Origin of the sequence: Amycolatopsis regifaucium, from assembly GCF_001613935.1 — a bacterium.
Lineage (GTDB): Bacteria > Actinomycetota > Actinomycetes > Mycobacteriales > Pseudonocardiaceae > Amycolatopsis > Amycolatopsis regifaucium.
Map to the genome: position 1 here is coordinate 98,377 of NZ_LQCI01000034.1, position 23,897 is coordinate 122,273.

Genomic DNA, 23,897 nt, shown 5'->3' on the forward strand with positions numbered 1-23,897 from the left:
CGGTAGTTGGCAGCACGAACCACCGCATTCAGAGGACGAAACGCGAAGTGGGGGCGGCGGACGGAAGTCAGGCGAGGAAGGCGCGAAGCAGTGAAGCGGTGCCTTCGACGTGCTCGGCCATCGCCCGGCGAGCCGCTTCGGGATCCCCGGCGAGGATCGCGTCGACGATGGCCTCGTGCTGGGCGTTGGAGTGCTCGAGGTTCGGTTCGAGCAGCGGGATCATGTCGAGCAGCTGATTGACCCGCGTCCGCGCGTCGGCCATCGCCATGGTCAGCGAACCGGAGGCGGTGACCTCGGCGATCGCGAGATGCAGCCGTGAATCCTTGCGCCGGTAATCGCCGACATCAGCGGCGGCGGCCTCGGCGAGCGTGCTGGTCAGATGCTGCCGGTCGGCCGGGGTGAGGGAACGTGACGCCGCCATCTCGGCGGAGCCGGTCTCCAGGACGTGCCGCAGGCCGATCGCGTCCTCCAGGGTGGCGGTGTCGATCTTCCGCGCGTCGGCGACGGGCGGATCGGGCAGGACGTCGTTGACGAACGTGCCGCCATAACGCCCGCGCCGCGATTCGACGTAGCCGGCGTCGGCCAGCGCGCGGATCGCTTCCCGCAGCGTCACCCGGCTGACGCCGAGCCGGTCGGCGAGTTCCCGTTCCGAAGGCAGCCGCTCCCCCGCGCCCACCACCCCGAGCCGGATCGCCTGGAGCAGCCTTTCGACGGTTTCCTCGAAGGCGTTGCCCGCGCGCACCGGGCGGAACAGCGCGTCACCCGCGTTCACGACCGTGCTCGACTCCACGGTGTGAGTTTAAGGCTTTCACGGTGACGCGCCGTCCCTGCCGCTTTGGTTGGCGTGCTCGAAGAGGTCAGACCGGGATGACGCGCTTTCGCATGTTCCTCATTTCGCGCCGGTGATCCGGGCGGCGTTGCCGAGCATGGTCCGGATAGCCTCCTTCACCTTCTTCAATGCTTCGGCGTTTTCGCCGATCTTTCGTTCCTGGTACGCGGCCTCCACGGACGCCCAGACGCCGACGAGGTCCACCTCGCGTTTGCACCGCACGTCCGCCGTGGCCGTGGCGATCTCCCGCGCGCCGGCCTCCTGCCCCTGGAACTCGGGATTGTCGTTCGGCTTCCACGGATCGGCGTAGTCGAAGCCGGCCCGCGCCATGCACGCGCTCCAGGCCTGGAAAGCCGCCTTCACCCGGCTGTCGGCTTCGGCCTGCTTCCCCGCCTCGTCGCCGAGGCGCAGCACAAGCCTCTCGTCGTGGGCGGCCCCCTCCGCGACCTTGCGCCCGGCCTCGCCCTGGCAGCCTCCCTCGGGGACGGGCTTGTCCTTGTAGGTGCGCTCACCCTTGCCGGAGGCGATCGGACGCCCTTCCGGGGGGATGTCGGGCTGCGGGGGCTTGGGCGGCGGGGCCGCCGTGTACCCGGATGCCCGCGCCTTGACCTCGTCGGTGAGGCCGTAGCGGAATTCGTTCACCCCGGCGGTTTCAGGCGGGATCTCCGGTAGCTGCCCGATGTCGAAACCGAAACCGAGCATGCAGTTCTTGAACGCGGCGAACCGCGCCTTTCCGACTGCGGTGTTTTCCGCGCGGCTCGGCGCGTAAGCGTCCAAGGGCAAGGCGAACCGTTTGAGATCGGTGGTGTCCACTCGCGCCGGTACGGGCTCGGCGGGAGGCGGCGCGCTTTGTGCGGTCGCCGCGCATCCCGCCACCACCAGCACCACACCGGCGACGAGGGACAACCGGCTACGAGAGCTCATCACCCGGTGAAGTACTGGTGGGAGCTGGCCGTGTTGTCGTAACCGGGCAGGGTGTCCTTCACGGTGTTCTGGCCGATGACGTCGAGGAGCCGGCCACCGTAGTTCGCGTGTTCCCAGATCCGGACGCGGAGTATGTTGCCCTCGTTGTGAATCGAGGACACGTTGTCGTTCACCGTCGTCGAGGAGCCGTAGAAGGTCCACTGCGAGTAGTCGGTGACGCTCCACTCGAAGTCGGCGATACCTCCGGAACGATAGGAGTCCCGGTAAACGCAGAGCTCGCTGTCCTCGCAGACGCCGTTGAGCTGGCCGGCCTGCGCGGGTGCGGAGGCCAGGACCGTGCCCCCGCCCGCGAGCAGCACGGCCAGGATTCCCATGACGATCTTTCGCATTTTCACCCCAGATCAGTGCGAATGTATCCAGGGTTTTCTAGCGGCCTCCGCTGTCTGTTCGCTGTCTGCCGAGGTCAGCACTCGATGACGTTGACGGCCAGGCCGCCGCGCGCGGTCTCCTTGTACTTGACGCTCATGTCGGCGCCGGTCTCGCGCATGGTCTTGATCGCCTTGTCCAGCGTCACGACGTGCGAACCGTCGCCGCGCATCGCCATCCGCGCGGCGTGGATCGCCTTGGACGCGCCGACGGCGTTGCGCTCGATGCACGGGATCTGCACCAGCCCGCCGACCGGGTCACAGGTCAGCCCCAGATGGTGCTCGACACCGATCTCGGCGGCGTTCTCCACCTGCGCGGGCGAGCCGCCGAGGACCTCGGTGAGCCCGGCGGCGGCCATCGCGCTGGCCGAACCGACCTCGCCCTGGCAGCCGACCTCGGCGCCGGAGATCGAGCCCGTCTGCTTGAGGATCGAGCCGATCGCGCCCGCGGTGAGCATGAACGTCACGATGCCGTCGTCCGAGGACCCGCGGATGAACCGCTGGTAGTAGTGCAGGACGGCGGGGATGATCCCGGCGGCGCCGTTGGTCGGCGCGGTGACGACGCGGCCACCCGCGGCGTTCTCCTCATTGACCGCCAGCGCGTACAGGCTCACCCAGTCCATCGCGTACAGCGGGTCTCCGACGCCGTCCTCAGCGAGCAGCTTCTCGTGCAACGCCTTCGCGCGGCGGGGCACTTTCAGCCCACCGGGCAGGACGCCTTCGTGCTCGCAGCCGTTGCGCACGCATTCCACCATGACCTGCCAGATCTCCAGCAGGCCTTCACGGACCTCCTCACGCGTACGCCAGGAGAGTTCGTTGCGCAGCATGATCTCGCTGATCGGCAGCCCGGTGTTCTCGCAGTGGGTCAGCAGATCCGCGCCGGTGCGGAACGGGAATTCCAGCCGGGTCGAGTCCTCGACGACGACGGTGTCGGTCTCGTAGGACTCGTCGCGGACGAACCCGCCGCCGACGGAGTAGTAGGTCCGCTCGCGCAGCACCTTCCCGTCGGCGTCGAACGCGCGGAAGATCATCCCGTTCGGATGCGCGGGCAACGACTTCCGCCGGTGCATGGTCAGGTCGGTGTCCTCGACGAACACGATCTCGTGCTCGCCCCGCACCCGCAGCCTGCCCGATTCCCGGATCTCGGCGATCTTGCCCGGCACCGTGTCGGTGTCGATCTCCTCCGGACGCTCCCCGGAGAGCCCGAGCAACACGGCCTTGTCACTGCCGTGCCCGAACCCGGTCGCGCCCAGTGAGCCGAAAAGCTCGCTCTGGACGCGCGTCGTGGCCACCAGGTCGCCGTCGGCGGCCAGACCGTCCACAAAGGTCAACGCCGCCCGCATCGGGCCCACCGTATGGGAGCTGGAGGGGCCTATGCCGATCGAAAACAGGTCGAAGACGCTGATCGCCATTGATCTGCCCTCCTTCCTATCTGGCCAGCAGTGAGCTGGCTTCCTGTGCCGCGGGGCCTTCGGCGGCGAGGTGGGCGAGGTTCTCCGACAGCGGCTCACCACGGTGAGCCTTGGTCTGGGCGAACAACCGCCCGGCCCGGTAAGACGACCGGACCAGTGGCCCGGCCATGACACCGGCGAAACCCATCGCCTCGGCGGCGTTGGAGTGCTCCACGAACTCCTCCGGCTTCACCCACCGGTCCACCGGATGATGCCGCGGCGACGGCCGCAGATACTGGGTGATCGTCAAGATCTCGCAGCCCGCGTCAACCAGATCCCGCATCGCGGGTGCGACCTCGTCCGGAGTCTCACCCATGCCGAGGATCAAGTTCGACTTCGTCACCAGACCAGCCTCACGAGCCCGCGTGATCACTTCCAGCGACCGCGCGTAGCGGAAACCGGGACGGATCCGCTTGAAAATCCGCGGCACGGTCTCGACGTTGTGCGCGAGCACCTCGGGACGCGAACCGAAGACTTCGGCCAGCTGGTCCGGGTCGGCGTTGAAGTCCGGGATCAACAACTCGACACCCGTGCCCGGGTTCAGCGCGTGAATCTGCCGCACGGTCTCCGCGTACAACCACGCGCCACCGTCCTCCAGATCGTCCCGCGCCACACCGGTAACCGTCGAATACCGCAAACCCATCGCCTGCACCGACTCCGCCACCTTGCGCGGCTCAGTCCGATCCAACGCCGCGGGCTTGCCCGTGTCGATCTGACAGAAGTCACACCGCCGCGTGCACTGATCCCCACCGATCAGGAAGGTCGCCTCACGGTCTTCCCAGCACTCGTAAATGTTGGGACAGCCCGCTTCTTCACACACGGTGTGGAGACCTTCACGCTTGACCAGGCCCTTGAGTTCGGTGAACTCCGGGCCCATCCGCGCGCGGGTCTTGATCCACGGTGGCTTCTTCTCGATGGGGGTCTGCGCGTTGCGAACTTCGAGCCGGAGAAGTTTGCGCCCCTCGGGGACGGCGCTCATCGGTTGAGGTCCGCGTACAGCGGGTGCTTCTTCGCCAGCAGTTCGACGCGGGCGGACAGCGTCTGGCGCAGATCCTCGTCGAAGTCCGGGCGCAGCGCTTCGGCGATGATGTCGCCGACCTCGGCGAAGTCCTCGGCGCCGAAGCCGCGGGTCGCGAGCGCCGGGGTCCCGATCCGCAGGCCCGAGGTGACCATCGGCGGGCGCGGGTCGAACGGGACGGCGTTGCGGTTGACCGTGATCCCGACCGAGTGCAGCCGGTCCTCGGCCTGCTGACCGTCCAAAGTGGAGTTGACCAGGTCGACGAGCACCAGGTGCACGTCGGTACCGCCGGTCAGCACGCGGACGCCCGCTTCGGCGCAGTCGGTGCGCGAAAGGCGGTCGGCCAGGATCTTCGCGCCTTCGAGGACCCGCTGCTGACGCTCGCGGAACTCCTCGCTCGCGGCGATCTTCAGCGCGACGGCCTTGGCGGCGATGACGTGCTCCAGCGGGCCGCCCTGCTGGCCGGGGAACACCGCCGAGTTGATCTTCTTGGCGAGTTCCTGGCGGCACAGGATGATACCGCCGCGCGGGCCGCCGAGGGTCTTGTGCGTGGTCGTGGTGACGATGTCCGCGTACGGCACCGGGCTCGGGTGCAACCCGGCGGCGACGAGACCGGCGAAGTGCGCCATGTCGACCATGACCTTCGCGCCGACCTCGTCGGCGATGCGGCGGAACTCGGCGAAGTCGAGCTGACGCGGGTACGCCGACCAGCCCGCGATGATCAGCTTCGGCTTGTGCTCCTTGGCGAGCCGCTCGATCTCCTCGACGTCGACGATCCCGGTCTCTTTGTCGACATGGTAGGCGACGACGTTGTAGAGCTTGCCGGAGAAGTTGATCTTCATCCCATGGGTCAGGTGACCGCCGTGGGCGAGGTCGAGACCGAGGATGGTGTCACCGGGGTTGAGCACGGCGACCATGGCGGCGGCGTTGGCCTGCGCACCCGAATGCGGCTGGACGTTGGCGTGCTCGGCGCCGAACAGGGCCTTCGCGCGGTCGATCGCCAGCTGCTCGATGACGTCGACGTGCTCGCAACCGCCGTAGTACCGGCGGCCGGGGTAGCCCTCGGCGTACTTGTTGGTCAGCACCGAACCCTGCGCCTCGAGCACGCCCACCGGGGCGAAGTTCTCCGAGGCGATCATCTCCAGGGTCGACTGCTGCCGGTCGAGTTCGGCGGCGACGGCCGCGGCGACCTCGGGGTCCACTTCGGACAGGGCAGCGTTGAACATGTCAGTTCTCCTGGGTCAAGACGGCGTACGCCTGGGCGTCGAGCAGGGCGGGCACGTCGCCGGACAGACGCACCTTCAGTAGCCATCCTTCGGTGTAGGGATCCGAGTTGATGACCTCGGGGGTGTCCGTTGTGGTCTCGTTCACCTCGACGACCTCGCCGTCCACGGGCGCGTACAGCTCGCTGACGGATTTGGTCGACTCGACCTCGCCGAACACCTCGCCCGCGGTGACGGTGTCACCGACCGAGGGCAGCTGGACGAACACGATGTCACCGAGTGACTCGGCGGCGAAGGCGGTGATGCCCACGGTGGCGACGCCGTCCTCGACGCGCAGCCACTCGTGTTCCTTCGTGTACTTCAGGTCCTGGGGGATGCTCATGATCGTTCGAGGGCCTTTCAGGCGCGGGAGTAGAAGGGGAGGGCGACGACCTCGACGGGTTCGATACGACCCCGGATGTCGACGGAGAGCTCGGTGCCGGGTTCGCTGTGTTCCCGGTCGACGTAGGCCATGGCGATCGGGTAGCCCAGGGTGGGCGAAAGGGCACCGCTGGTGACCTCGCCGATCTCGGTTTCACCGGAGAGGACCGTGTAGCCGTGGCGCGGCGCGCGACGGCCGGAGCCCTTGAGCCCGACGCGCACGCGGGGAACGTCCTTCTTGGACAATTCCTCGAGCGCGGCCTTGCCGACGAAGTCACCGGGTTTCTCGAACTTGACGACGCGGCCGAGGCCGGCCTCGAACGGGCTCAGCTGGAGGCTGAGTTCGTTGCCGTACAACGGCATTCCGGCTTCCAGGCGCAGGGTGTCGCGGCAGGCGAGACCGGCGGGGAGCAAACCGTGCGGCTCGCCGGCGTCGGTGAGGATGCGCCACACGGCGGGCGCCTCGCCTGCCGGGACGTACAACTCGAAGCCGTCCTCGCCGGTGTAGCCGGTGCGGGCGAGCAGGACGTCGTGACCCTTTACGACGGCCGGGACGCTCGCGTAGTACTTGAGCGCGCCGAGGTCGGCGTCGGTGACCGCGCCGAGGATCTCGACGGCCTTCGGGCCCTGGACGGCGATCAGCGCGACGTCCTCGGACTTGTTCTCGACGACCGCGTCGAAGCCGGAAACCCGCCCGGCCAGCGCTTCCGCGACCACGTCGGCGTTGCCCGCGTTGGCGACGACCAGGAACTTCTCGTCGGCGAGGCGGTAGACGACCAGGTCGTCCAGCACGCCCCCGTTCTCGTCGCAGATCATCGTGTAGCGCGCCCGGCCCGGCTTGACCCCGGACAGGTTTCCGACCAGCGCGTAGTCGAGGGTCTCGGCGGCCTGCGGACCGGTCACCTCGATCTCGGCCATATGCGAGAGGTCGAACAGCCCGGCCGCCTCGCGGACGGCTTTGTGCTCCGCCAGTTCGCTGCTGTAGCGGATCGGCATCGACCAGCCCGCGAAGTCGGTGAACAGCGCACCCAGTCCTTTGTGGACTCCGTGCAGGGACGTCTCTTTCGACATCAAGTGCCTCAGTTCTCGTAGGCGTTGAGCGGCGGGCAGGAGCAGACGAGGTTACGGTCCCCGCGCGCACCGTCGATGCGGCGCACCGGAGGCCAGTACTTGGCCTTGCGATTCACTCCCGCGGGGTACACCGCCAGTTCGCGGTCGTACGGGAGATCCCAGGCGCCGACCAGGGTCTCCGCGGTGTGCGGGGCGTTGCGCAGCGGGCTGTTGTCCGCGGACCAGCGCCCCTGCGCGACGGCGTCGATCTCCGCGCGGATGGCGATCATCGCGTCGCAGAAACGGTCGATCTCGCCGAGGTCCTCGGATTCGGTCGGCTCGACCATCAGTGTGCCCGCGACCGGGAACGACATGGTCGGGGCGTGGAAGCCGTAGTCGATCAGGCGCTTCGCGACGTCGTCGACGCTGACGCCGGTGTCCTTGGTGAGCCCGCGCAGGTCGAGGATGCACTCGTGCGCGACCAGGCCGTCCTGCCCGGTGTAAAGCACCGGATAGTGCTGGTTGAGGCGCTTGGCCACGTAGTTCGCCGCGAGGACCGCGACCTGCGTCGCGGCGGTGAGCCCGCCCGCGCCCATCATGCGGACGTAGGCCCAGGAGATCGGCAGGATCGACGCCGAGCCGTACGGGGCGGCGCTGATCGGGCCGACACCGGTGGCGGGACCGGCCTTCTCCAGCAGCGGGTGGTTCGGCAGGTACGGCGCGAGGTGCGCGCGGACCGCGACCGGGCCGACGCCGGGGCCACCGCCACCGTGCGGGATGCAGAAGGTCTTGTGCAGGTTCAGATGCGAGACGTCGCCGCCGAACTCGCCCGGCTTCGCCAGGCCCAGCAGGGCGTTGAGGTTCGCGCCGTCGACGTAGACCTGGCCGCCCGCGTCGTGGACGATCTTGGCCAGCTCGTCGATGCCGTGCTCGTAGACGCCGTGGGTGGACGGATATGTAACCATAATGGCTGACAAACTGTCGCGGTGGGCGTCCACCTTCGCGCGCAGGTCGTCGAGGTCGACGTTGCCCTCGTCGGTGCACTTGACCACGACGACGCGCATCCCGGCCATGACGGCGGAGGCGGCGTTCGTGCCGTGCGCGGACGACGGGATCAGGCAGACCTCGCGTTCGGTCTGGCCGTTGGCGTGGTGGTAGGCGCGGATCGCCAGCAGACCGGCGAGCTCGCCCTGGCTGCCCGCGTTCGGCTGCAGCGACACCTTGTCGTAGCCGGTGACCTCGGCCAGCCAGCCGGCCAGCTGCTCGACCAGCACGTGGTAGCCCTCGGCCTGGTCGGCGGGGGCGAACGGGTGGATCCCCGCGAACTCGCGCCAGCTGATCGGCTCCATCTCGGTGGTGGCGTTGAGCTTCATCGTGCAGGAACCGAGCGGGATCATGCCGCGGTCGAGCGCGTAGTCCAGGTCGGACAGGCTCCGCAGGTACCGCAGCATCGCGGTCTCGGAGCGGTGCGAGTGGAAGACCTCGTGCGTGAGGTACTCGCTCTCGCGCTCGAGGCCGGCGGGCAGCGCGCGGGCGCCGGTGGCGGCGGTGTCGATGCCGAAGGCGTCGAGCACCTTGGCGATGATCGCGGGCGTGGTGACCTCGTCGACGGCGATGCGGACGTGGTCGGCGTCGACCGGGCCGAGGTTGATGCCGTTCTCGCGGGCCACGGCGACGACGGCTTCGGCCTGACCGGGCATACGGGCGAGAACGGTGTCGAAGAAGCCCTCGTGGACGACCTCGACGCCGCCCTCGCGGAGGGCGCCGGCCAGCCCGGCGGCGAGTTCGTGGACGCGCGTCGCGATGCGCTTGAGGCCGTCCGGACCATGGTAGACCGCGTACATCGCGGCCAGCACGGCGGGCAGGACCTGCGCGGTGCAGATGTTCGACGTCGCCTTCTCGCGACGGATGTGCTGCTCACGGGTCTGCAGGGCGAGGCGGTACGCGGGGTTGCCGTCGGCGTCGACCGAGACCCCGACGAGACGGCCCGGCAGCGAACGCTCCAGCCCGGCGCGGACGGCCAGGTATCCGGCGTGCGGCCCGCCGTAACCGAGCGGGACGCCGAAGCGCTGCGTGGAACCGGCGGCGATGTCCGCGCCGAACTCACCCGGCGCGGTGACCAGGGTGAGGGCGAGCAGGTCGGCGGCGACGGTGTACAGCGCGCCGGCGGCCTTCGCGGTCTCGGAGATGGCGGAGTAGAAGCCCGCGCCACGCAGCACACCGGAGGCACCCGGGTACTGGACGACGACGCCGAAGAACTCCTCGGGCAGGCCGGTGAGCAGGTCGCGGACCTCGACCTCGACACCCATCGCCTCGGCGCGGGTGCGCACGACCGCGATCGTCTGCGGCAGGCACTCGGCGTCGAGGACGACCTTGTTGGACTTCGCCTTCGACACGCGGCGCATCAGCATGACGGCCTCGGCGACGGCGGTGGACTCGTCGAGCAGGGAGGCGTTCGCGGTGGCGAGACCGGCCAGTTCGGAGACCATGGTCTGGAAGTTGAGGAGGGCTTCGAGACGGCCCTGCGAGATCTCCGGCTGATACGGCGTGTACGCCGTGTACCAGGCCGGGTTCTCCAGCACGTTGCGGCGGATGACCGCCGGGGTGACCGTGTCGTGGAAACCGAGCCCGATCATCTGCGTCATCGGCTTGTTGAGCGCGGCGAGCGCGCGAAGCTCGGCGATGGCGTCCTCTTCGGACGCGGCCGGGGGCAGTTCGAGGTCACGGGTGACCCTGATCGCGGACGGCACGGCGGCCTGCACCAGGGCGTCGAGGCTGCCATAGCCGACCTCGGCGAGCATCTTGGCCTGCTCGGACTCCGAGGGGCCGATGTGCCGGTCGTCGAAGGACGTACTGGTCAAGGGAGCTCCTTGGGTCAGGCGCCGGATAGACCGGTGCGCCGGGAACTCCCCCTCTGTCATGGCACCTGAGAGTTTCACCGCACGGTGATGCGGCTTTCACCTTGGGTGAGACGCACTTGCGCGCCTGCTTTCCAGAGTGGCCTCGCGGAAGCGGTAGTGGATACCTGAGAGATTCCGGGGAGTTTGCTCCTTCGGTGCCCCACCACGTTCGTGAGGGCTCTCCCGCTCCAGCTCAACGGCCCTGTCTGTAGTTGTGCGCACACCGTACCTGGCGTGTTCGGCGCGCGTCTACTTCAGGCGGGGCACGTCACTTGCGCGGTTCGCCCGGACACCCGACGTGCCCGGGCGCGGCCGGGGCGATCAGGCGTTCTCCATCATCATCTCGGCGGTGATGGTGCCGCACAGCTCGGCGCAGCGCGTCATCATGTCGGCGGCGTCGGCGAGTTCGGCGTCACCGGTCCTGGCGCACTCCTGGGCGCACATGCGCATCATCTGGGAGGCCAGCCCGCACATCTTCGCGCACATGCGCATCATTTCGAGGTCGGCGACCATGGCCGAACAGCGCATCATCATGTCGGCGCTCATCCGGGACATCTCCGCGCAGGTCACCATCATCATCCCGAGCTTGGCGCCGCCGACCTCCATGCAGCGCGTCATCATCTCCTCGCACCGGATGTGGCACTCGTTGCACAGGTCGATGCAGTCACGCATGGCGGTGCTCATCTGCCGGGTCATTTCCGTGCCTCCGCTGTTCCGGGACGCGGGAGCCGGGCGGCTCCCGCTCCCAGACCTACAGCGCAGGTCAGCGGCGCGCCATCCCGGCCACCGGGACGAGTGACGACTCGCCGCGGCCCGGTGCGACCGAAGCGCGTGAAGGACCCGCTTCCGCATGTAGAGGACTAAATGCGGCGTGTGGCACGCGATCGGCTCGTTGCCGTGAAGGCCCCCTTGCTTACCCTGACGGTAGCGAAGGAGGCCTTCGCGACCGGGTTGCAGTCAAATACCGCCCACTGAGACACGGCGCGCCGTTGACGTATGTGCGGTTTGACTCACGACCCCGAAACCCCAGAGCCCGCATGTAGAGGACTAAATGCGGGATCACAGGGGCGTGACATAGGCGCCCGAAATCCCGCCGTCCACCAGGAACTGCGAAGCCGTGATGAACGAGGCGTCGTCGCTGGCCAGGAACGCGACCGCGGCCGCGATCTCCTCCGGTTCCGCGAACCGGCCGACCGGCACGTGCACCAGTCGCCGCGCGGCCCGCTCGGGGTCCTTCGCGAACAGTTCCTTCAGCAGCGGCGTGTTCACCGGGCCCGGGCACAGCGCGTTGACCCGGATGTTCTCCCGCGCGAACTGCACGCCCAGTTCCCGGCTCATCGCCAGCACACCGCCCTTGGACGCGGTGTAGGAGATCTGCGACGTCGCCGCGCCCATCACCGCGACGAACGACGCCGTGTTGACGATCGAGCCCTTGCCCTGCCGTCGCATATGCGGCAGCACGGCCTTGCAGCACAGGTACACCGAGGTCAGGTTGACCTTCTGCACCTTCTCCCACGCCTCGATACCCGTGGTGAGGATCGAGTCGTCCTCCGGCGGGGAGATGCCGGCGTTGTTGAACGCGACGTCGACCGAGCCGAAAGTGTCCACAGTGGTCTGGAACAGGGCTTCGACCTGCTCGGCGTCGGTGACGTCGGTCTGCACGAACAGGCCGTCGACCTCGTCGGCCGCGACCTTGGCCGTCTCGGCGGAGATGTCGCCGATGACGACTTTCGCGCCCTCGCTGGCCAGCCTGCGGGCGGTGGCGAGTCCGATACCGCTGCTGCCGCCGGTGATGACCGCGACGCGGCCCTCGAAACGCTGCACCATTGCTCTAGTCCTCCGTGCTGATAAAGACGTTCTTGATCTCGGTGAAGGCGTCGACGGCGTCCGGGCCGAGTTCGCGGCCGAGTCCGGACTGCTTGAACCCGCCGAACGGCGTCCAGTACCGGACGGACGAATGCGAGTTGACCGACAGGTTTCCGGCTTCGACGCCGCGTGCGACGCGGAAGGCGCGGCCGACGTCGCGGGTCCAGATCGAGCCGGACAGGCCGTACTCGGTGTGGTTGGCCATGGTCACCGCGTCCGCCTCCCCGTCGAACGGGACCACCGCGACGACCGGGCCGAAGATCTCGTCGGCGGCCAGCGGATGCCGCAGATCCGGCGGGGTGACGACGGTCGGCGGGAACCAGTAGCCCGGCCCGTGCGGCGCGCTTCCCCGGAACGCCACCGGCGCGGAGTCGTCCACGTAGGACGAGACCTTCGCGTGGTGCCCGGCCGAGATCAGCGGCCCCATCTCGGTCATCTCAAGCCGGGGATCCCCGACGACGACGCCGTTCACGGCGGGTTCGAGCAGTTCCATGAACTTCTCGTACACGCTGGCCTGCACCAGGATGAGCGACCGCGCACAGCAGTCCTGCCCGGCGTTGTCGAACACGCCGTACGGCGCCGTGGCCGCGGCCTTCTCCAGGTCTGCGTCGGCGAACACGATGTTCGCGTTCTTGCCGCCCAGTTCCAGCGTCACCCGCTTCACCTGCGCGGCGCAGCCCGCCATGATCCGCTTGCCGACCTCGGTGGAACCGGTGAAGACGACCTTGCGTACCGCGGGATGGTCCACGAAACGTTGTCCCACCACGGATCCCTTGCCGGGAAGAACCTGGAATACGTCCTCGGGGATTCCCGCCTCGCGGGCGAGTTCCCCGAGGCGGATCGCGGTGAGCGGGGTGAGTTCCGCCGGTTTGAGCACGACGGTGTTCCCGGCGGCGAGCGCGGGCGCGAAACCCCAGCCCGCGATGGGCATCGGGAAGTTCCACGGCACGATCACCCCGACCACGCCGAGTGGCTCGTGGAACGTCAGGTTCACGCCGCCGGGCACGGGGATCTGCTTGCCGCTCAACCGTTCGGGTGACGCCGAGTAGTACGTCAGCACGTCGCGGACGTTGCCCGCCTCCCAGCGCGCGTTGCCGATCGTGTGGCCCGAGTTGGCGACTTCCAGCCGGGCGAGGTTCTCGATGTCGGCGTCGACCGCGTCGGCGAAGCGGCGCAGCAGCCGGGCCCGGTCGCCGGGGGCCACCGCACGCCAGGCGGGGAACGCCGCCTGTGCGCGGGCGATCGCCGCGTCGGTCTCCTCGGCCGAGGTCAGCTCGACCGACCTCACCACCTCTTCGGTGGCGGGGTTGAGCACCTCGAACGTGGTCATGCTCGCTCCTTAGCAGCGTTCACCAGCGCCTCGAAGAGCCTGATGTCGTCCGGATTCTGTTCGGGATGCCATTGGACACCGAGGACGAACCCGTCGCCCGGCAGTTCGGCCGCCTCGATGGTCCCGTCGGCGGCCCAGCCGACCGGGACCAGCCCGTCGCCGAGCTTGTCGATCGCCTGATGGTGGTAACACGGCACCTTGGTCTCGGTGCCGAGGATCGAGGCGACCCGGCTGCCCTCGGCAAGGGTCACCGTAGTGGTGCCGAAGGTCGCGGGCGCGGGCTGGTGATCGTGAGTGTCCAAAGTGTCCGGGAGATGCTGGGTGAGCGTCCCGCCGAGCGCGACGCTGAGCACCTGCAACCCCCGGCACACGCCGAGCACCGGCTTGCCGTCGGCCAACGCGGACCGCAGCAGACCGAACTCGAAGGCGTCCCGGTTCGGCCGGAGATAGGTCGTCGCATGCTGCTCCTGGCCGTACCGCGCCGGATCGACGTCGGCGCCGCCGACCAGCACGAGACCGTCCACAGCGGACACCAGCCTGTCGTGCGCGTCGCTCACCGGCGGCAGCAGGACCGGGATCCCGCCCGCCGCGACTATCCCGTCGACGTAGACCCGGTGCAGCAGCGCCGCCTCCGTCTCCCACACGAGGAACTTCGCGGGCTCCAGATAGGACGTGAGACCGATGACGGGTTCACAGCCGTTCGAAGCCACGGATCCTCTCCCAGTCGGTGACGGCGGCGTCGTAGGCGGTGAGTTCGACTCTCGCCGCGTTCAGATAGTGGTCGACGACCTCGTCCCCGAACGCGGTCCTGGCGAGCGTGCTCTGGTCCAGCAGCGCGGCGGCCTCCCGCAGGGTGGTCGGCACGGTCGGCTTGCCGGAGCCGTAGGCGTTGCCCTGGAACTCCGGCTCCAGCTCAAGTTCGTTTTCGATACCGTGCAATCCGGCCGCGATCAGCGCGGCCACGGCGAGATACGGGTTCACGTCGCCGCCGGGTACCCGGTTTTCGGTGCGGAGCGATTCGCCGTGGCCGACGACGCGGAGCGCGCACGTGCGGTTGTCGGTGCCCCACGCGACGGCCGTCGGTGCGAAACTGCCCGGGACGAAACGCTTGTAGGAGTTGATGTTCGGCGCGAGGAAGTAGGTCAGCTCCCGCAACCCGGCGAGCTGCCCGGCGAGGAAGTGCTCCATCAGCGGGGAGAATCCGCCGGGACCGTCACCGGCGAGCACGGCCTCGCCCTCGGCCGAGCGCAGGCTGATGTGGATGTGGCAGGAGTTGCCCTCGCGTTCGTTGTACTTCGCCATGAACGTGAGGCTCTTGCCCTCCAGCGCGGCGATCTCCTTGGCCCCGGTCTTGTAGACACTGTGGTTGTCGCAGGTGGTCAGCGCGTCGGTGTACCGGAACGCGATCTCGTGCTGGCCCGGGTTGCACTCGCCCTTGGCCGACTCGACGTACAGCCCAGCGCCGCCCATGTCGTTGCGGATCCGGCGCAGCAGCGGCTCGATCCGTGAGGTGCCGAGCATCGAGTAGTCGACGTTGTACTGGTTGGCCGGGCGGAGGCCCTGGTAGCGCTTGTCCCAGGCGGACTCGAAGGTGTCGTCGAAGACGATGAACTCCAGTTCGGTGCCGACGTAGGCGGCGAGACCGCGCGCGGCGAGCCGGTCGAGTTGCCCGCGCAGGATCTGACGGGGCGAAGGGGCCACGGCCCCGCCTTGCACCCGTTCGAGGTCGGCGAGGACGAGGGCGGTGCCTTCCTGCCACGGGAGCAGGCGCAGTGTCTCGAAGTCCGGGCGCATGACGAAGTCGCCGTAACCGGTCTCCCAAGAAGACATCGCGTAACCGTCGACGGTGTTCATGTCGACGTCGACCGCGAGAAGGTAATTGCACGCTTCGGTGGCGTGCGGAACGACCTCTTCGAGGAAGTACTCGGCGGCACAGCGTTTGCCCTGCAGCCTGCCCTGCATGTCGGTGATCGCGATCAGCACCGTGTCGACGGTGCCGTCCTCGACCAGTTCCCGGAGCCGATCCAGCGTGAGCATGCCGCGCCTGTTCGCCATCAGCCTCACCTAAAGGTTCGAAGCGGTACCTTTGCGGCTTCTTCCTACCGGGCCGATCCGGCTCGGTCAACCCGGTTAATGGTCTATTTCGTTATCCATTGCGGACTGCAATTGATCCCTGGGCGGATTGTCTGTGATGCCCGGCTGAGAAGATGCTGTGAATCCCGCCGAATCGGGAGGAGATCCGCACATCCGGAACGTTGTACGGATCAAGAGAGGTGAGAAGGAATGACACAGGCATTCACGCAGCAGACCACGTTCACCGAGCCTCAGGGACGGGCTCAGCTCCCGACGCTGCCCAGCGGGTGGCCGATCGGCTCGTACGAGTCGTACTCCGAAGCGCAGCGTGCCGTCGACCACCTCGCGGGAACGGACTTCCCGATCACCGACGTCACGATCGTCGGTGTCGAACCGATGCTGGTCGAGCGGATCGCCGGGCGGCTGGGCTGGAGCAAGGTACTGACCAGCTCGGCGCTGTCGGGCGCGATGTTCGGTATGTTCCTCGGCCTCGTGCTGAGCCTGCTGAACCCGGGCGCCGGGCTGGTGCCGATCTTCGTCGGCCTCGTCGGCGGTATCGGGTTCAACCTGTTGTTCGGCGCGCTGGGGTACGCGACGTCGAAGAACAAGCGCGGGTTCATCTCGCAGAGCCAGCTGGTCGCCCGGCGTTACGACGTCCTGGCCCAGCCGCGCAACGCCGAGAAGGGCCGCGCCCTGCTGGCCGACCTGGCCGCCAGGAGCGCGTTCACCCGCTGAACCTCACCCCACGCGGGCCGGCACCTCATCGCGAGGGGCCGGTCCGCGGCTTTCACGGGGTCAGCCGGTGCAGGTCTCGCGGGAAAAGCGTCGCCTGTCGCACGTTGGGCAGCCCGAGCAACCGGGCGGTCCAGCGTTCGAGACCGAGTGCGAACCCGCCGTGCGGCGGCATCCCGTGGGCGAAGACGTCCAGGTAGTCCCGGTACGGTTCGCCGGACTCCCCTCGCGCGGCCAGCGCGGCGACGTAGTCGTCGTGCCGATGCAGCCGCTGGCCGCCGGTCACCAGTTCCAGCCCGCGGAAGAGCAGGTCGAAACTGTTCGAAAACCCGGGTCGCCCCGGGTCCGGATGCGTGTAGAACGGCCGCTTCGCCATCGGGTACCCGGTGACGAACAGGAACTCCGACCCGTGCTCGCGCAGCGCCCAGTCCGAGAGCGAGCGCTCGTGCGCGGGGGCGAGGTCGGGTTCACCACGCGGGTCCTCCCCGGTCTCCCGGGCGATCAGCTCCTGGGCGTCCGCGAAGTGGATTTCCGGGATCACCTCCGGCACGACGACTCCGACCGCCGGGACGGCCGAGGCCATGCTCGCGACCGCTTCCCGCAGCACCGCCATCACGTCGTGGTGGTCGTCGACGAAGCCGAGTTCCGCGTCGAGGCTGGTGTACTGCGCGAGATGCCGCGCGGTGTCGTGGGGTTCGGCGCGGAAGACCGGGCCGACCTCGTAGACCCGCTCGAACACCCCGACCAGCGCCTGTTTGTAGAACTGCGGTGACTGCGCCAGGAACGCCCGCCTGCCGAAGTAGTCGATGCCGAAGACGTTCGCTCCGGATTCGGTGGCCGACGAGACGATCTTGGGGGTGTGGGTTTCGGTGAAGCCGAGCCCGTCCAGCGCCGACCGGAACCCGGCGACGCTCGCCGCCGCGATCGTGAACACCTCTTTGCGCCGTGGATGCCGCAACGCCAGCGCGGCGTTGTCCAGCACCGTCGGCAAACCGGCGCGCAACCGCGGGCGGTAGAGGTCGAACGGCGGCGGTTCGGCGGGCTCGGAAAGCAGGCCGATCGAGGGCTCGGTCAGTTCGAGGGCGCCGGGAGCCTGGGGATTGGCGGTGACGAGGCCTTCGACCTCGACCACGGTCTCCTCCGGCGGCCAACCGGATCCGGCGGCGACGACCTGCGCCAGCCCGGACCGGTCACGGACCACGACGAAGGTGACGGTCTTCAGCTGACGCCGTCGGTGCACCCAACCGGCTATTCGCACGCGTTCGCCGACGTGCCGGGGCAGGTCGGCGACGAGAACACGCGAGATCATCACAACTCCTGTACGGATATGCGCGACCCCTTGGGAGTGCGGGCGAGAAGGGAACTCGCGGTACCACCGCACTTTCGCCGCCGTCCGGACGAGCGGCGGCCTCGAAGGCCCGTGACGGGGGCCGGACGGCGGGGCATGGGGCGCGGACGCCGTTCCTCCCCGCACTCGGGAGGGTCTTCACCGCGGGGCGCGAGGCCGCCTTCCCAGCTACCGGCGGCTCTCTGGCACTCGCGTGCTCCCCGGGCTACTCGTCTCCGTCAGCGCGTTGCCCAGGAGGTTACGTCTCCCTGCGCGCTTCCCGCATCCGCATTTCGTCCTCTGCACGCGGTAGTTCGCGTCCCCAACTACCGCGTTCAGAGGACGAAACGCGGGAAAGGGGTGGAGGCGCCCCCGACAGCCGCCTCCACCCAGGCCACCTAGCGCGTCGGCTGGGTGGAGTTCGACGGCGGAGCCGCGGCGGAAGACGTCGGCGACGGCGGGGCGGACGAAGCAGGCGGCACCGGCAGGCCCTTCGGGATCGCCGCGCTGAACGGGACGTCGGTCTTCTCCTGGCAGTAACCGCGGTAACCGTTGTAGCCGTTGAGGTTTCCCTCGTCGTCTTGGACGCCTCGTTCGATTCGCGGGCGCGGATAACGGTTGTCGTCGCCGACCCTCCGCTTCTCGCCCGTGCTCCTCTCGCAGGCGTACCGGGTCGTGCTGAGCGGACGACCCTCCTCGTCGTAGAGGTAGATTTCGGTCAGCGGCTTGCCTTCGCCGTCGAACGCGTAGATGTTGTCCACGCTCTGGCTGCCGTACATCAGCTGCGGATTGCCGTAGGTGTCGTGGTAGTTCGGCGGATAGCCGCCATACGAACCGCTGCCGTAAGACCGCTTCGCGATCAGATCGACCGCCGCACCCGCGCCACCGAGCATGCTGCCGATGACGAACGCCGAGATCGGGACGGCCAGCCACAGGAGCCGCCGGTCCGCCTTCAACCGCGGTCCCGCCCAGACCACCGCGACGGCCGCCAGCAGCATCAGCGGCAGCAGCAAAACGGCCTCGGTGTCGCGCAGCACGAGCAGCAGGCCGAACACGACCAGCACCGCCGCGCACAGCACCCACCACGCCGGCTTGAGCGTGCGGAAGTAGGTCAGTCCCCTGCTGTTCCGATTGGCCTGGAACGACGTCGCGGTCTCGCGAAGCTTGACCACCTCGGGCAATTCCGCGATCGGGGCGACTCCCTTGCGGACCACGTAGGCCACGCTGATCGCGAGCACCGGCGCCACGAAAAGCAGTCCCAGCAACGGTTCCACCCGCACCCAGACCGCCGCCGCGAAGCCGAACAGCGCGAACCCGCCCACGGAGAACACCAGGCCCCAGAACGCGAACCGCGCTCCGCCGATGCCGGTTTTCGCCTTCAGCGCGGTGGTCTTGTCGCCCGTGTCCGCCGGACGCGGCGGATAGCCACCGGACGCCCGCAGTTCCGCGGCGTAGCTTTCGGGGCTGCCCAGACGCTCGATCAGCGCCTCGACTCGTGCGTTGTCCCCCAGTTCCGCCTCCATCTCGGCGAGATGAGGGCGGACGTCTTCGAGGATCTCCTCGACTTCGCTTTCGGGCAAGTCGGCGAGCGCGCTCCTGACCCTCGCCAGATACACCCGCACGGCGGTCGGATTCTGCGTGCTCATGCTGCCTCTCCCAACAGGCTGTTCATCGTCGTGGCGAAACTCCGCCAGGTCTGCCCCGACTCTTCGAGGCGTTTGCGACCCGGTTCGTTGAGGCTGTAGTACTTGCGGTGCGGGCCTTCTTCACTCGGCACCACGTACGACGTCAGCAGGCCTGCCTTGTACAGCCGCCGGAGCGTCCCGTACACCGAAGCGTCGCCGACCTCCTGCAACCCCGCGACGCGAAGTCTTCGGAGCACGTCGTAGCCGTAGCCGTCCTCTCCGCGAAGTACCGCGAGAACGGCGAGGTCCAGCACGCCTTTAAGTAGCTGACTGATCTCCACAGTCGCGTCCCTCCCAGTCTTACGCAACAGAAGGTACCACGCACTGCACAGTAGTGCGCACGGCGGAAGGCGGTTGCGCCCATCGGGTGGTTCATGAGTTACTTAGTCCAGTAATGAACCACCGCACCCGGCATCGGGTGCACGACTCTGGGGACGGAGGTGTCGTGCTCGACGAAGGAACACCCCTGTTCGTGCAAATCGCCGAACAGATCGCCGACGACATCGCCGAGGGAAGCCTGGCCGAGGGGGAACGCGTGCCGTCAACCAATGAACTCGCCGCCTTCTACCGGATCAATCCGGCGACGGCGGCCAAGGGGATCAACGTGCTCGCCGACGACGGCCTGCTCGAGAAACGGCGTGGCATCGGGATGTTCGTCGCCGCCGGAGCACGGGAAAAGCTGCTCACCGATCGGCGGAAACGGTTCGCCGAGCAGTACCTCGACCCCATGCTCGCCGAAGCGAGGCGCCTCGGCATCGACGACGAAACCCTGATCTCGCTCATCCGCGGGAACGGACACCGGAACGGAGGACCCGCCGCATGACGCCGACCATTTCCACCAGCGGCCTGACCCGGCGCTACGGCGATCACGTCGCACTCGGCGACGTCTCCGTGGACATCGCCGAAGGCAAGATCACCGGACTGCTCGGCCGCAACGGCGCGGGCAAGAGCACCTTCCTGCGCATCGTCACCGCACAGGAGTTCGCCAGCGCGGGCACGGTCCGCGTGTTCGGCGAAAGCCCGGTGGAGAACGAACGGGTGCTCCGGCGCCTGGTACTCGTCCGCGAGGACCAGCAGTTCCCGGACTTCAAGGTGCGGCACGCCCTCGCGGCGGCGTCGTGGTTCTACCCCAACTGGGACGCCGAACTGGCCGACACCCTGCTCCGCGACTTCGACCTGCCACTGAAGCGGCCGATCAAGAAGCTCTCCCGCGGGATGCGCTCCGCGCTGTCGATCACCATCGGACTGGCGGCACGGGCGGAACTCACTCTCCTCGACGAGCCTTACGCGGGCCTCGACGCCGTCGCGCGGCAACTGTTCTACGACCGGTTGCTCGACGACTATTCGGCTCATCCGCGCACGGTGCTGCTCTCCACGCATCTGATCGACGAGGTGGCCGATCTGCTGGAGCACGTCGTGATGATCGACAAGGGCCGCGTCGTCCTCGACGCGCCGGCCGACGACCTGCGCGGCACGGCCGCCACGGTCACCGGCCCGGCGACCGCGGTGGAGGACTTCGTCGCCGGACGTCGCGTACTGCACCGCCGCAAGATCGGTTCGCGGGCTTCGGTCACCGTCGCCGACGCGCTCGACGGCGCGGCGAAAGCGCGGGCACAGGCACTGCATCTGAAGCTGGAACCGTTGTCACTACAGCAATTGATGGTGCACACCTCCAACAGGCAGAGCACCGAGGAGGTGTCCGCATGAACATCCTGATCAAGGTCGCGCGCTATCACCTGGTGGACCGGCTCCAGTACCTCGTCCTCCCGATCGGCGTCACGCTTTTCGCGTTCCTGGTGAATCTCACCGTCTTCGCGACACTGCAAGAAGACAAGGAAAACTACTCCGGCGGTCTGTTCACCCTCTTCGTGTTCATGTTCGTCTGCGGCACCCTGAGCATGACGAAGTCGCTGCCGTTCGGGCTCGCGCTCGGCGTGTCGAGGCGGTCGTACTACCTCGGCACGATCCTGCTGGTGGCCGGGTTGTCCGTGCTGTACGCGGTGGGGATCGCCGTGTTGCAGGTGATCGAGGAAGCGACCGGCGGCTGGGGACTCGGCCTCAACTACTTCCGGGTGCCCTGGTTGCTCGACGGGCACTGGTATCTGACGCTGCTCACGTCGTTCGTGCTGCTCACACTGATGTTCGTCTACGGCATGTGGTACGGCCTGATCTACCGGCGTGCCGCGGTGCCGGGCGTGGTCCTGTTCGGCGCCGCGCAGGTACTGGTGCTGCTGGGGGTGGTGCTGCTGCTCAGCTGGACCGATTCCTGGCCGAAGCTCGGCACGTTCTTCAGCACGCTGACCGTGGGCGGCATGACCGGGGTACTCGCCCTGCTGGTCTGCGTCGCGGGAGCCGGCGGGTTCGCCACGATGCGCCGCGTCACTGTCTGAAAGTTCTTCCGCACCAAGGAATTTTCGGCTCAAGCGGCAAGCGTTTCACGGGCCCGGTCGCGAATGCGTCCGACCACGGTCGACCGTCGCCAGGCGCGCGTGACCTCCACCAGCCACGCCGCTTCGGTGGCGATGTCCGGCTCGTCGAGGTAGGTCGCCGGAACGTCGTCGGGGGCGTACCGGCGGCCCGTCTCGGCGGCGACGAGCGCGGCGGCCAAGGCCGCGGCCTCGATCGTCGCGGGCACCCGGGCTTCGGGGACCTTCGCCTTGCGGGCCTCGGCTTCCGCGACCGGTGGCACGTCCGGATCGAAGTACGGGCGCAGCGCGAGGTGGCCGTCCCGGATCTCGATGACCCTGCGGTACAAGGCGAACTCGACGCCGCCCGGCATACCGGGGCCGGGGTCCAGCGCGATTCCCGGGACGGCATCACGCATCGCGGTCCACAGCGGCTCGATCCGGCGGTAGGTCCGGTACGTGCCGAGCAGGCGGAACGGCGTCGCCAGCGCCGGGCCCCACACGCTGAGCGTCGCGCCCGCCCCGGCGAGCCCGACGCTCAGCGCCGCCAGGATCGACGAAACCGTTTCCTCACCGGCGTTCACCGCGCCGGTGGTGGCGAGGATGTAGATGTCGTCGACGTCCCAGAAGGTCCAGCCCAGCGCGGCGACCCCGCCACCGACGAGCAGCCACAACCCGATGCGAAGCGGTCCGGGGTCGGCGTGGCGGGCGAAACGGGCGAAGACGATCGAGAAGGTCAGCAGGCTGATCAGCCCGTAAACCAGGAAAAGAACGTTGTACGCGACGAACCAGCCGAGCTTGCCCGGCCCGGCGGCGGTGTGCTCGCCGACGCGATAGCTGTCGGACAGGAAGAAGAGCGCGGTTTCGACGACGACCACGCTCCAGGAAAGCACCGCGTGCCACCCGATCCGCTTGCCCTCCCCCAGTTTCAGCGAATGCGCGAACGCGACCGCGAACCCCATCGCGCCGATCTTGAGCAGGTCGGCCGCGAGGTTGAGAAGGCTGCCGATGGGTTCCTCGATGCCGACGGCGTTCTCCATGGCCGGGGTGAGCAGCATGATCCCGCCCGCGATGCACATCCCGAAGCCGCTGAGGAACCACATCCGCCGCAACGGCTGGGTATGGCGAGCCTGGATCAGCTTGTAACCGAAGCCCGCGAAGGCCACCACGCAACAGAAGTACGCGATGGTCTCGGTCATGGCAGGCGCCGTTTCCGGCTGCCGAAGAGATTGTCGACCCTGGCCATCCCGCCGGCGAGGTCGCTTCCGCCCTCGTCGGTGTGCGCCGCGCCGCGCACCGCCGTCCTGGCGACCCGTTGTGCCAGCAGGCTGGCGAGCAGTTCGGCCTCTTGTTCCTCGACGGCGCTGTAACTCGTGCGGCCCAGGACGCGGCGGACGAGTTCGGGTGACAGGTTCGGCATGAGGGTCTTGCTGGCGGCGGCGTCGAGCGCGATGCCGTCGGCGCCCGCGTCGGAGCCGACGTGGCCGCACAGCAGATGGCCGACCTCGTGCAGCAGGATATGCCGCCGGTGCAGGGCGGTGGTGTTGGTCGGATAGAGGATGTAATCCGCGCGCTCGGTGCTCATCAAGAGCCCGCACGGGCCGCTGGAGGGGACGTTGACCTGCATCAACTCGATCGGCCGTCCGCGTTCGGCGGCGAGTTCGGCGATGAAGGCCTCGGCGTCGAAGGGTTCGGGAAGGGTGACGCCGTCGGCGAGACTCCGGCAGCGGCGCCACAACTCCTTACGGCGGCGATCCACTTCACGCCTCCCTCTTCGTGCCGCCCCGTCCGGATTCCCTGCGGGCGATCGCGTCGATCATGTCGCTGATGGTGTCGAGTCCGTCGGGGGAAAGTGTTACGGCGCGCAGCGCGACGTCGCGGACACCGGCGTCGCGGAGTGCGCCGAGAAGGGCGAGCTCTTCGGCGATCTTGGCGCTCTGCTCGTCGTCGAAGAAGTACGCCGGCGAGACGCCGAAGAACTGGGCCAGCGCCTCGAGATGGCGTTTGGTGGGATTGTCGCGGCGGCCGGTGCGCAACTGCCACAGATAGGTCGTCGAAAAGCTTTCGCCGGTGGCCTCTCGGCAGGCCTTGGCGACCTCTTCGTGACTGTACGGCTCGCGATCGGGTCTCAGCACGATCTGGAACAGCTTGTCGATCTTTTCGGCGAGCGTCGTCTTGCCGGGCTCGGTCGCGGCCACCATCCCACTCCCTACATGTCGTGCCCGTTCATGCTAGTTGA

24 protein-coding genes and 1 riboswitch are annotated in these 23,897 nt (G+C 68.2%); of the genes, 4 read left to right on the top strand and 20 right to left on the bottom strand.

The annotated features are described in order from the left end of the window. Window positions 1-67: 67 nt before the first annotated feature. From AVL48_RS24230 to AVL48_RS24295, 14 genes are all read right to left on the bottom strand, one after another. Window positions 68-790 (bottom strand): FadR/GntR family transcriptional regulator, encoded by a 723-nt coding sequence (locus AVL48_RS24230; RefSeq protein WP_061986855.1) that lies wholly within the window; start codon window positions 788-790, stop codon window positions 68-70. A 99-nt stretch (window positions 791-889) separates the two neighbouring features. Further along, window positions 890-1,753 (bottom strand): hypothetical protein, encoded by an 864-nt coding sequence (locus tag AVL48_RS24235; RefSeq protein ID WP_143104734.1) that lies wholly within the window; start codon window positions 1,751-1,753, stop codon window positions 890-892. After that, window positions 1,753-2,142, bottom strand: coding sequence for a peptidase inhibitor family I36 protein (locus AVL48_RS24240; protein ID WP_061986851.1), 390 nt, complete (start codon window positions 2,140-2,142; stop codon window positions 1,753-1,755). Before AVL48_RS24240 ends, AVL48_RS24235 begins: the two co-directional genes overlap by 1 nt. A gap of 74 nt (window positions 2,143-2,216) precedes the next feature. Continuing rightward, entirely contained in the window at window positions 2,217-3,590 is a 1,374-nt protein-coding gene (locus tag AVL48_RS24245) for an L-serine ammonia-lyase (RefSeq protein WP_061986849.1), read from the bottom strand. A gap of 16 nt (window positions 3,591-3,606) precedes the next feature. Continuing rightward, window positions 3,607-4,608 carry a lipoyl synthase gene (gene lipA / locus AVL48_RS24250; RefSeq protein WP_061986847.1) on the bottom strand — a complete coding sequence of 334 codons (1,002 nt, stop codon included), beginning with the start codon at window positions 4,606-4,608 and terminating at the stop codon, window positions 3,607-3,609. Then, a complete protein-coding gene (glyA, locus tag AVL48_RS24255; RefSeq protein WP_061986846.1) occupies window positions 4,605-5,873 on the bottom strand; it encodes a serine hydroxymethyltransferase in 1,269 nt (422 codons plus the stop codon). The genes lipA and glyA overlap by 4 nt, the downstream gene beginning before the upstream one ends. A gap of 1 nt (window position 5,874) precedes the next feature. Beyond that, window positions 5,875-6,252: a glycine cleavage system protein GcvH gene (gcvH, locus tag AVL48_RS24260; protein WP_061986845.1), complete on the bottom strand. Its 378-nt coding sequence runs from the start codon at window positions 6,250-6,252 to the stop codon at window positions 5,875-5,877. Between the two features lie 17 nt (window positions 6,253-6,269). Further along, entirely contained in the window at window positions 6,270-7,361 is a 1,092-nt protein-coding gene (gene gcvT, locus AVL48_RS24265) for a glycine cleavage system aminomethyltransferase GcvT (RefSeq protein WP_061986844.1), read from the bottom strand. An 8-nt stretch (window positions 7,362-7,369) separates the two neighbouring features. After that, on the bottom strand, window positions 7,370-10,201 hold the full coding sequence (gene gcvP, locus AVL48_RS24270; protein WP_074038262.1) for an aminomethyl-transferring glycine dehydrogenase: 2,832 nt from the start codon (window positions 10,199-10,201) through the stop codon (window positions 7,370-7,372). A gap of 43 nt (window positions 10,202-10,244) precedes the next feature. Further along, window positions 10,245-10,346, bottom strand: a riboswitch (glycine riboswitch). A 215-nt stretch (window positions 10,347-10,561) separates the two neighbouring features. Then, complete coding sequence (locus tag AVL48_RS24275) at window positions 10,562-10,936, bottom strand: four-helix bundle copper-binding protein (protein ID WP_061986843.1); 375 nt, start codon at window positions 10,934-10,936, stop codon at window positions 10,562-10,564. A gap of 363 nt (window positions 10,937-11,299) precedes the next feature. Beyond that, entirely contained in the window at window positions 11,300-12,067 is a 768-nt protein-coding gene (locus AVL48_RS24280) for a 3-oxoacyl-ACP reductase (RefSeq protein ID WP_061986842.1), read from the bottom strand. Between the two features lie 4 nt (window positions 12,068-12,071). Beyond that, window positions 12,072-13,436, bottom strand: a complete 1,365-nt coding sequence (locus tag AVL48_RS24285; RefSeq protein ID WP_061986841.1) for an aldehyde dehydrogenase family protein — start codon at window positions 13,434-13,436, stop codon at window positions 12,072-12,074. Beyond that, the gene (locus AVL48_RS24290) at window positions 13,433-14,146 is read right to left on the bottom strand and encodes a gamma-glutamyl-gamma-aminobutyrate hydrolase family protein (RefSeq protein WP_061986840.1); all 714 of its coding nucleotides are present in this window, start codon (window positions 14,144-14,146) and stop codon (window positions 13,433-13,435) included. Before AVL48_RS24290 ends, AVL48_RS24285 begins: the two co-directional genes overlap by 4 nt. Then, window positions 14,127-15,491, bottom strand: coding sequence for a glutamine synthetase family protein (locus AVL48_RS24295; RefSeq protein ID WP_082857800.1), 1,365 nt, complete (start codon window positions 15,489-15,491; stop codon window positions 14,127-14,129). Before AVL48_RS24295 ends, AVL48_RS24290 begins: the two co-directional genes overlap by 20 nt. 228 nt (window positions 15,492-15,719) lie before the next feature. Between AVL48_RS24295 and AVL48_RS24300 the strand changes: the two genes are divergently transcribed. After that, a complete protein-coding gene (locus AVL48_RS24300) occupies window positions 15,720-16,244 on the top strand; it encodes a YflT domain-containing protein (RefSeq protein ID WP_061986839.1) in 525 nt (174 codons plus the stop codon). Window positions 16,245-16,296: 52 nt separating this feature from the next. On the opposite strand, the gene aspS is transcribed toward AVL48_RS24300, so the two are convergent. The 3 genes from aspS to AVL48_RS24315 all read right to left on the bottom strand — a co-directional run bounded on the left by aspS (window position 16,297) and on the right by AVL48_RS24315 (window position 19,534). Continuing rightward, window positions 16,297-17,550 carry an aspartate--tRNA(Asn) ligase gene (aspS, locus tag AVL48_RS24305; protein WP_061986837.1) on the bottom strand — a complete coding sequence of 418 codons (1,254 nt, stop codon included), beginning with the start codon at window positions 17,548-17,550 and terminating at the stop codon, window positions 16,297-16,299. Between the two features lie 416 nt (window positions 17,551-17,966). Continuing rightward, window positions 17,967-19,214 (bottom strand): DUF1700 domain-containing protein, encoded by a 1,248-nt coding sequence (locus AVL48_RS24310; protein WP_061986835.1) that lies wholly within the window; start codon window positions 19,212-19,214, stop codon window positions 17,967-17,969. Further along, window positions 19,211-19,534: a PadR family transcriptional regulator gene (locus AVL48_RS24315; protein ID WP_061986832.1), complete on the bottom strand. Its 324-nt coding sequence runs from the start codon at window positions 19,532-19,534 to the stop codon at window positions 19,211-19,213. Before AVL48_RS24315 ends, AVL48_RS24310 begins: the two co-directional genes overlap by 4 nt. Window positions 19,535-19,698: 164 nt before the next feature. On the opposite strand from AVL48_RS24315, the gene AVL48_RS24320 reads away from it, so the two are divergent. Genes AVL48_RS24320 through AVL48_RS24330 form a run of 3 tightly spaced genes read left to right on the top strand, consistent with a single transcriptional unit; the run spans window position 19,699 to window position 21,643 of the window. Beyond that, entirely contained in the window at window positions 19,699-20,076 is a 378-nt protein-coding gene (locus tag AVL48_RS24320) for a GntR family transcriptional regulator (RefSeq protein ID WP_061986830.1), read from the top strand. After that, window positions 20,073-20,960 carry an ABC transporter ATP-binding protein gene (locus AVL48_RS24325; RefSeq protein WP_061986828.1) on the top strand — a complete coding sequence of 296 codons (888 nt, stop codon included), beginning with the start codon at window positions 20,073-20,075 and terminating at the stop codon, window positions 20,958-20,960. Before AVL48_RS24320 ends, AVL48_RS24325 begins: the two co-directional genes overlap by 4 nt. Further along, window positions 20,957-21,643 (top strand): hypothetical protein, encoded by a 687-nt coding sequence (locus AVL48_RS24330; RefSeq protein ID WP_061986826.1) that lies wholly within the window; start codon window positions 20,957-20,959, stop codon window positions 21,641-21,643. The genes AVL48_RS24325 and AVL48_RS24330 overlap by 4 nt, the downstream gene beginning before the upstream one ends. Before the next feature lie 29 nt (window positions 21,644-21,672). Here the strand turns inward: AVL48_RS24330 and AVL48_RS24335 are convergent, their stop codons facing one another. From AVL48_RS24335 to AVL48_RS24345, 3 genes are read right to left on the bottom strand one after another with little or no spacing between them, the layout of a single operon-like run. Next, window positions 21,673-22,857, bottom strand: a complete 1,185-nt coding sequence (locus AVL48_RS24335; RefSeq protein WP_061986824.1) for an MAB_1171c family putative transporter — start codon at window positions 22,855-22,857, stop codon at window positions 21,673-21,675. Then, complete coding sequence (locus AVL48_RS24340; RefSeq protein ID WP_061986823.1) at window positions 22,854-23,417, bottom strand: hypothetical protein; 564 nt, start codon at window positions 23,415-23,417, stop codon at window positions 22,854-22,856. The genes AVL48_RS24335 and AVL48_RS24340 overlap by 4 nt, the downstream gene beginning before the upstream one ends. Window position 23,418: 1 nt before the next feature. After that, entirely contained in the window at window positions 23,419-23,859 is a 441-nt protein-coding gene (locus AVL48_RS24345; RefSeq protein ID WP_037311474.1) for a helix-turn-helix domain-containing protein, read from the bottom strand. Window positions 23,860-23,897: the final 38 nt, after the last annotated feature.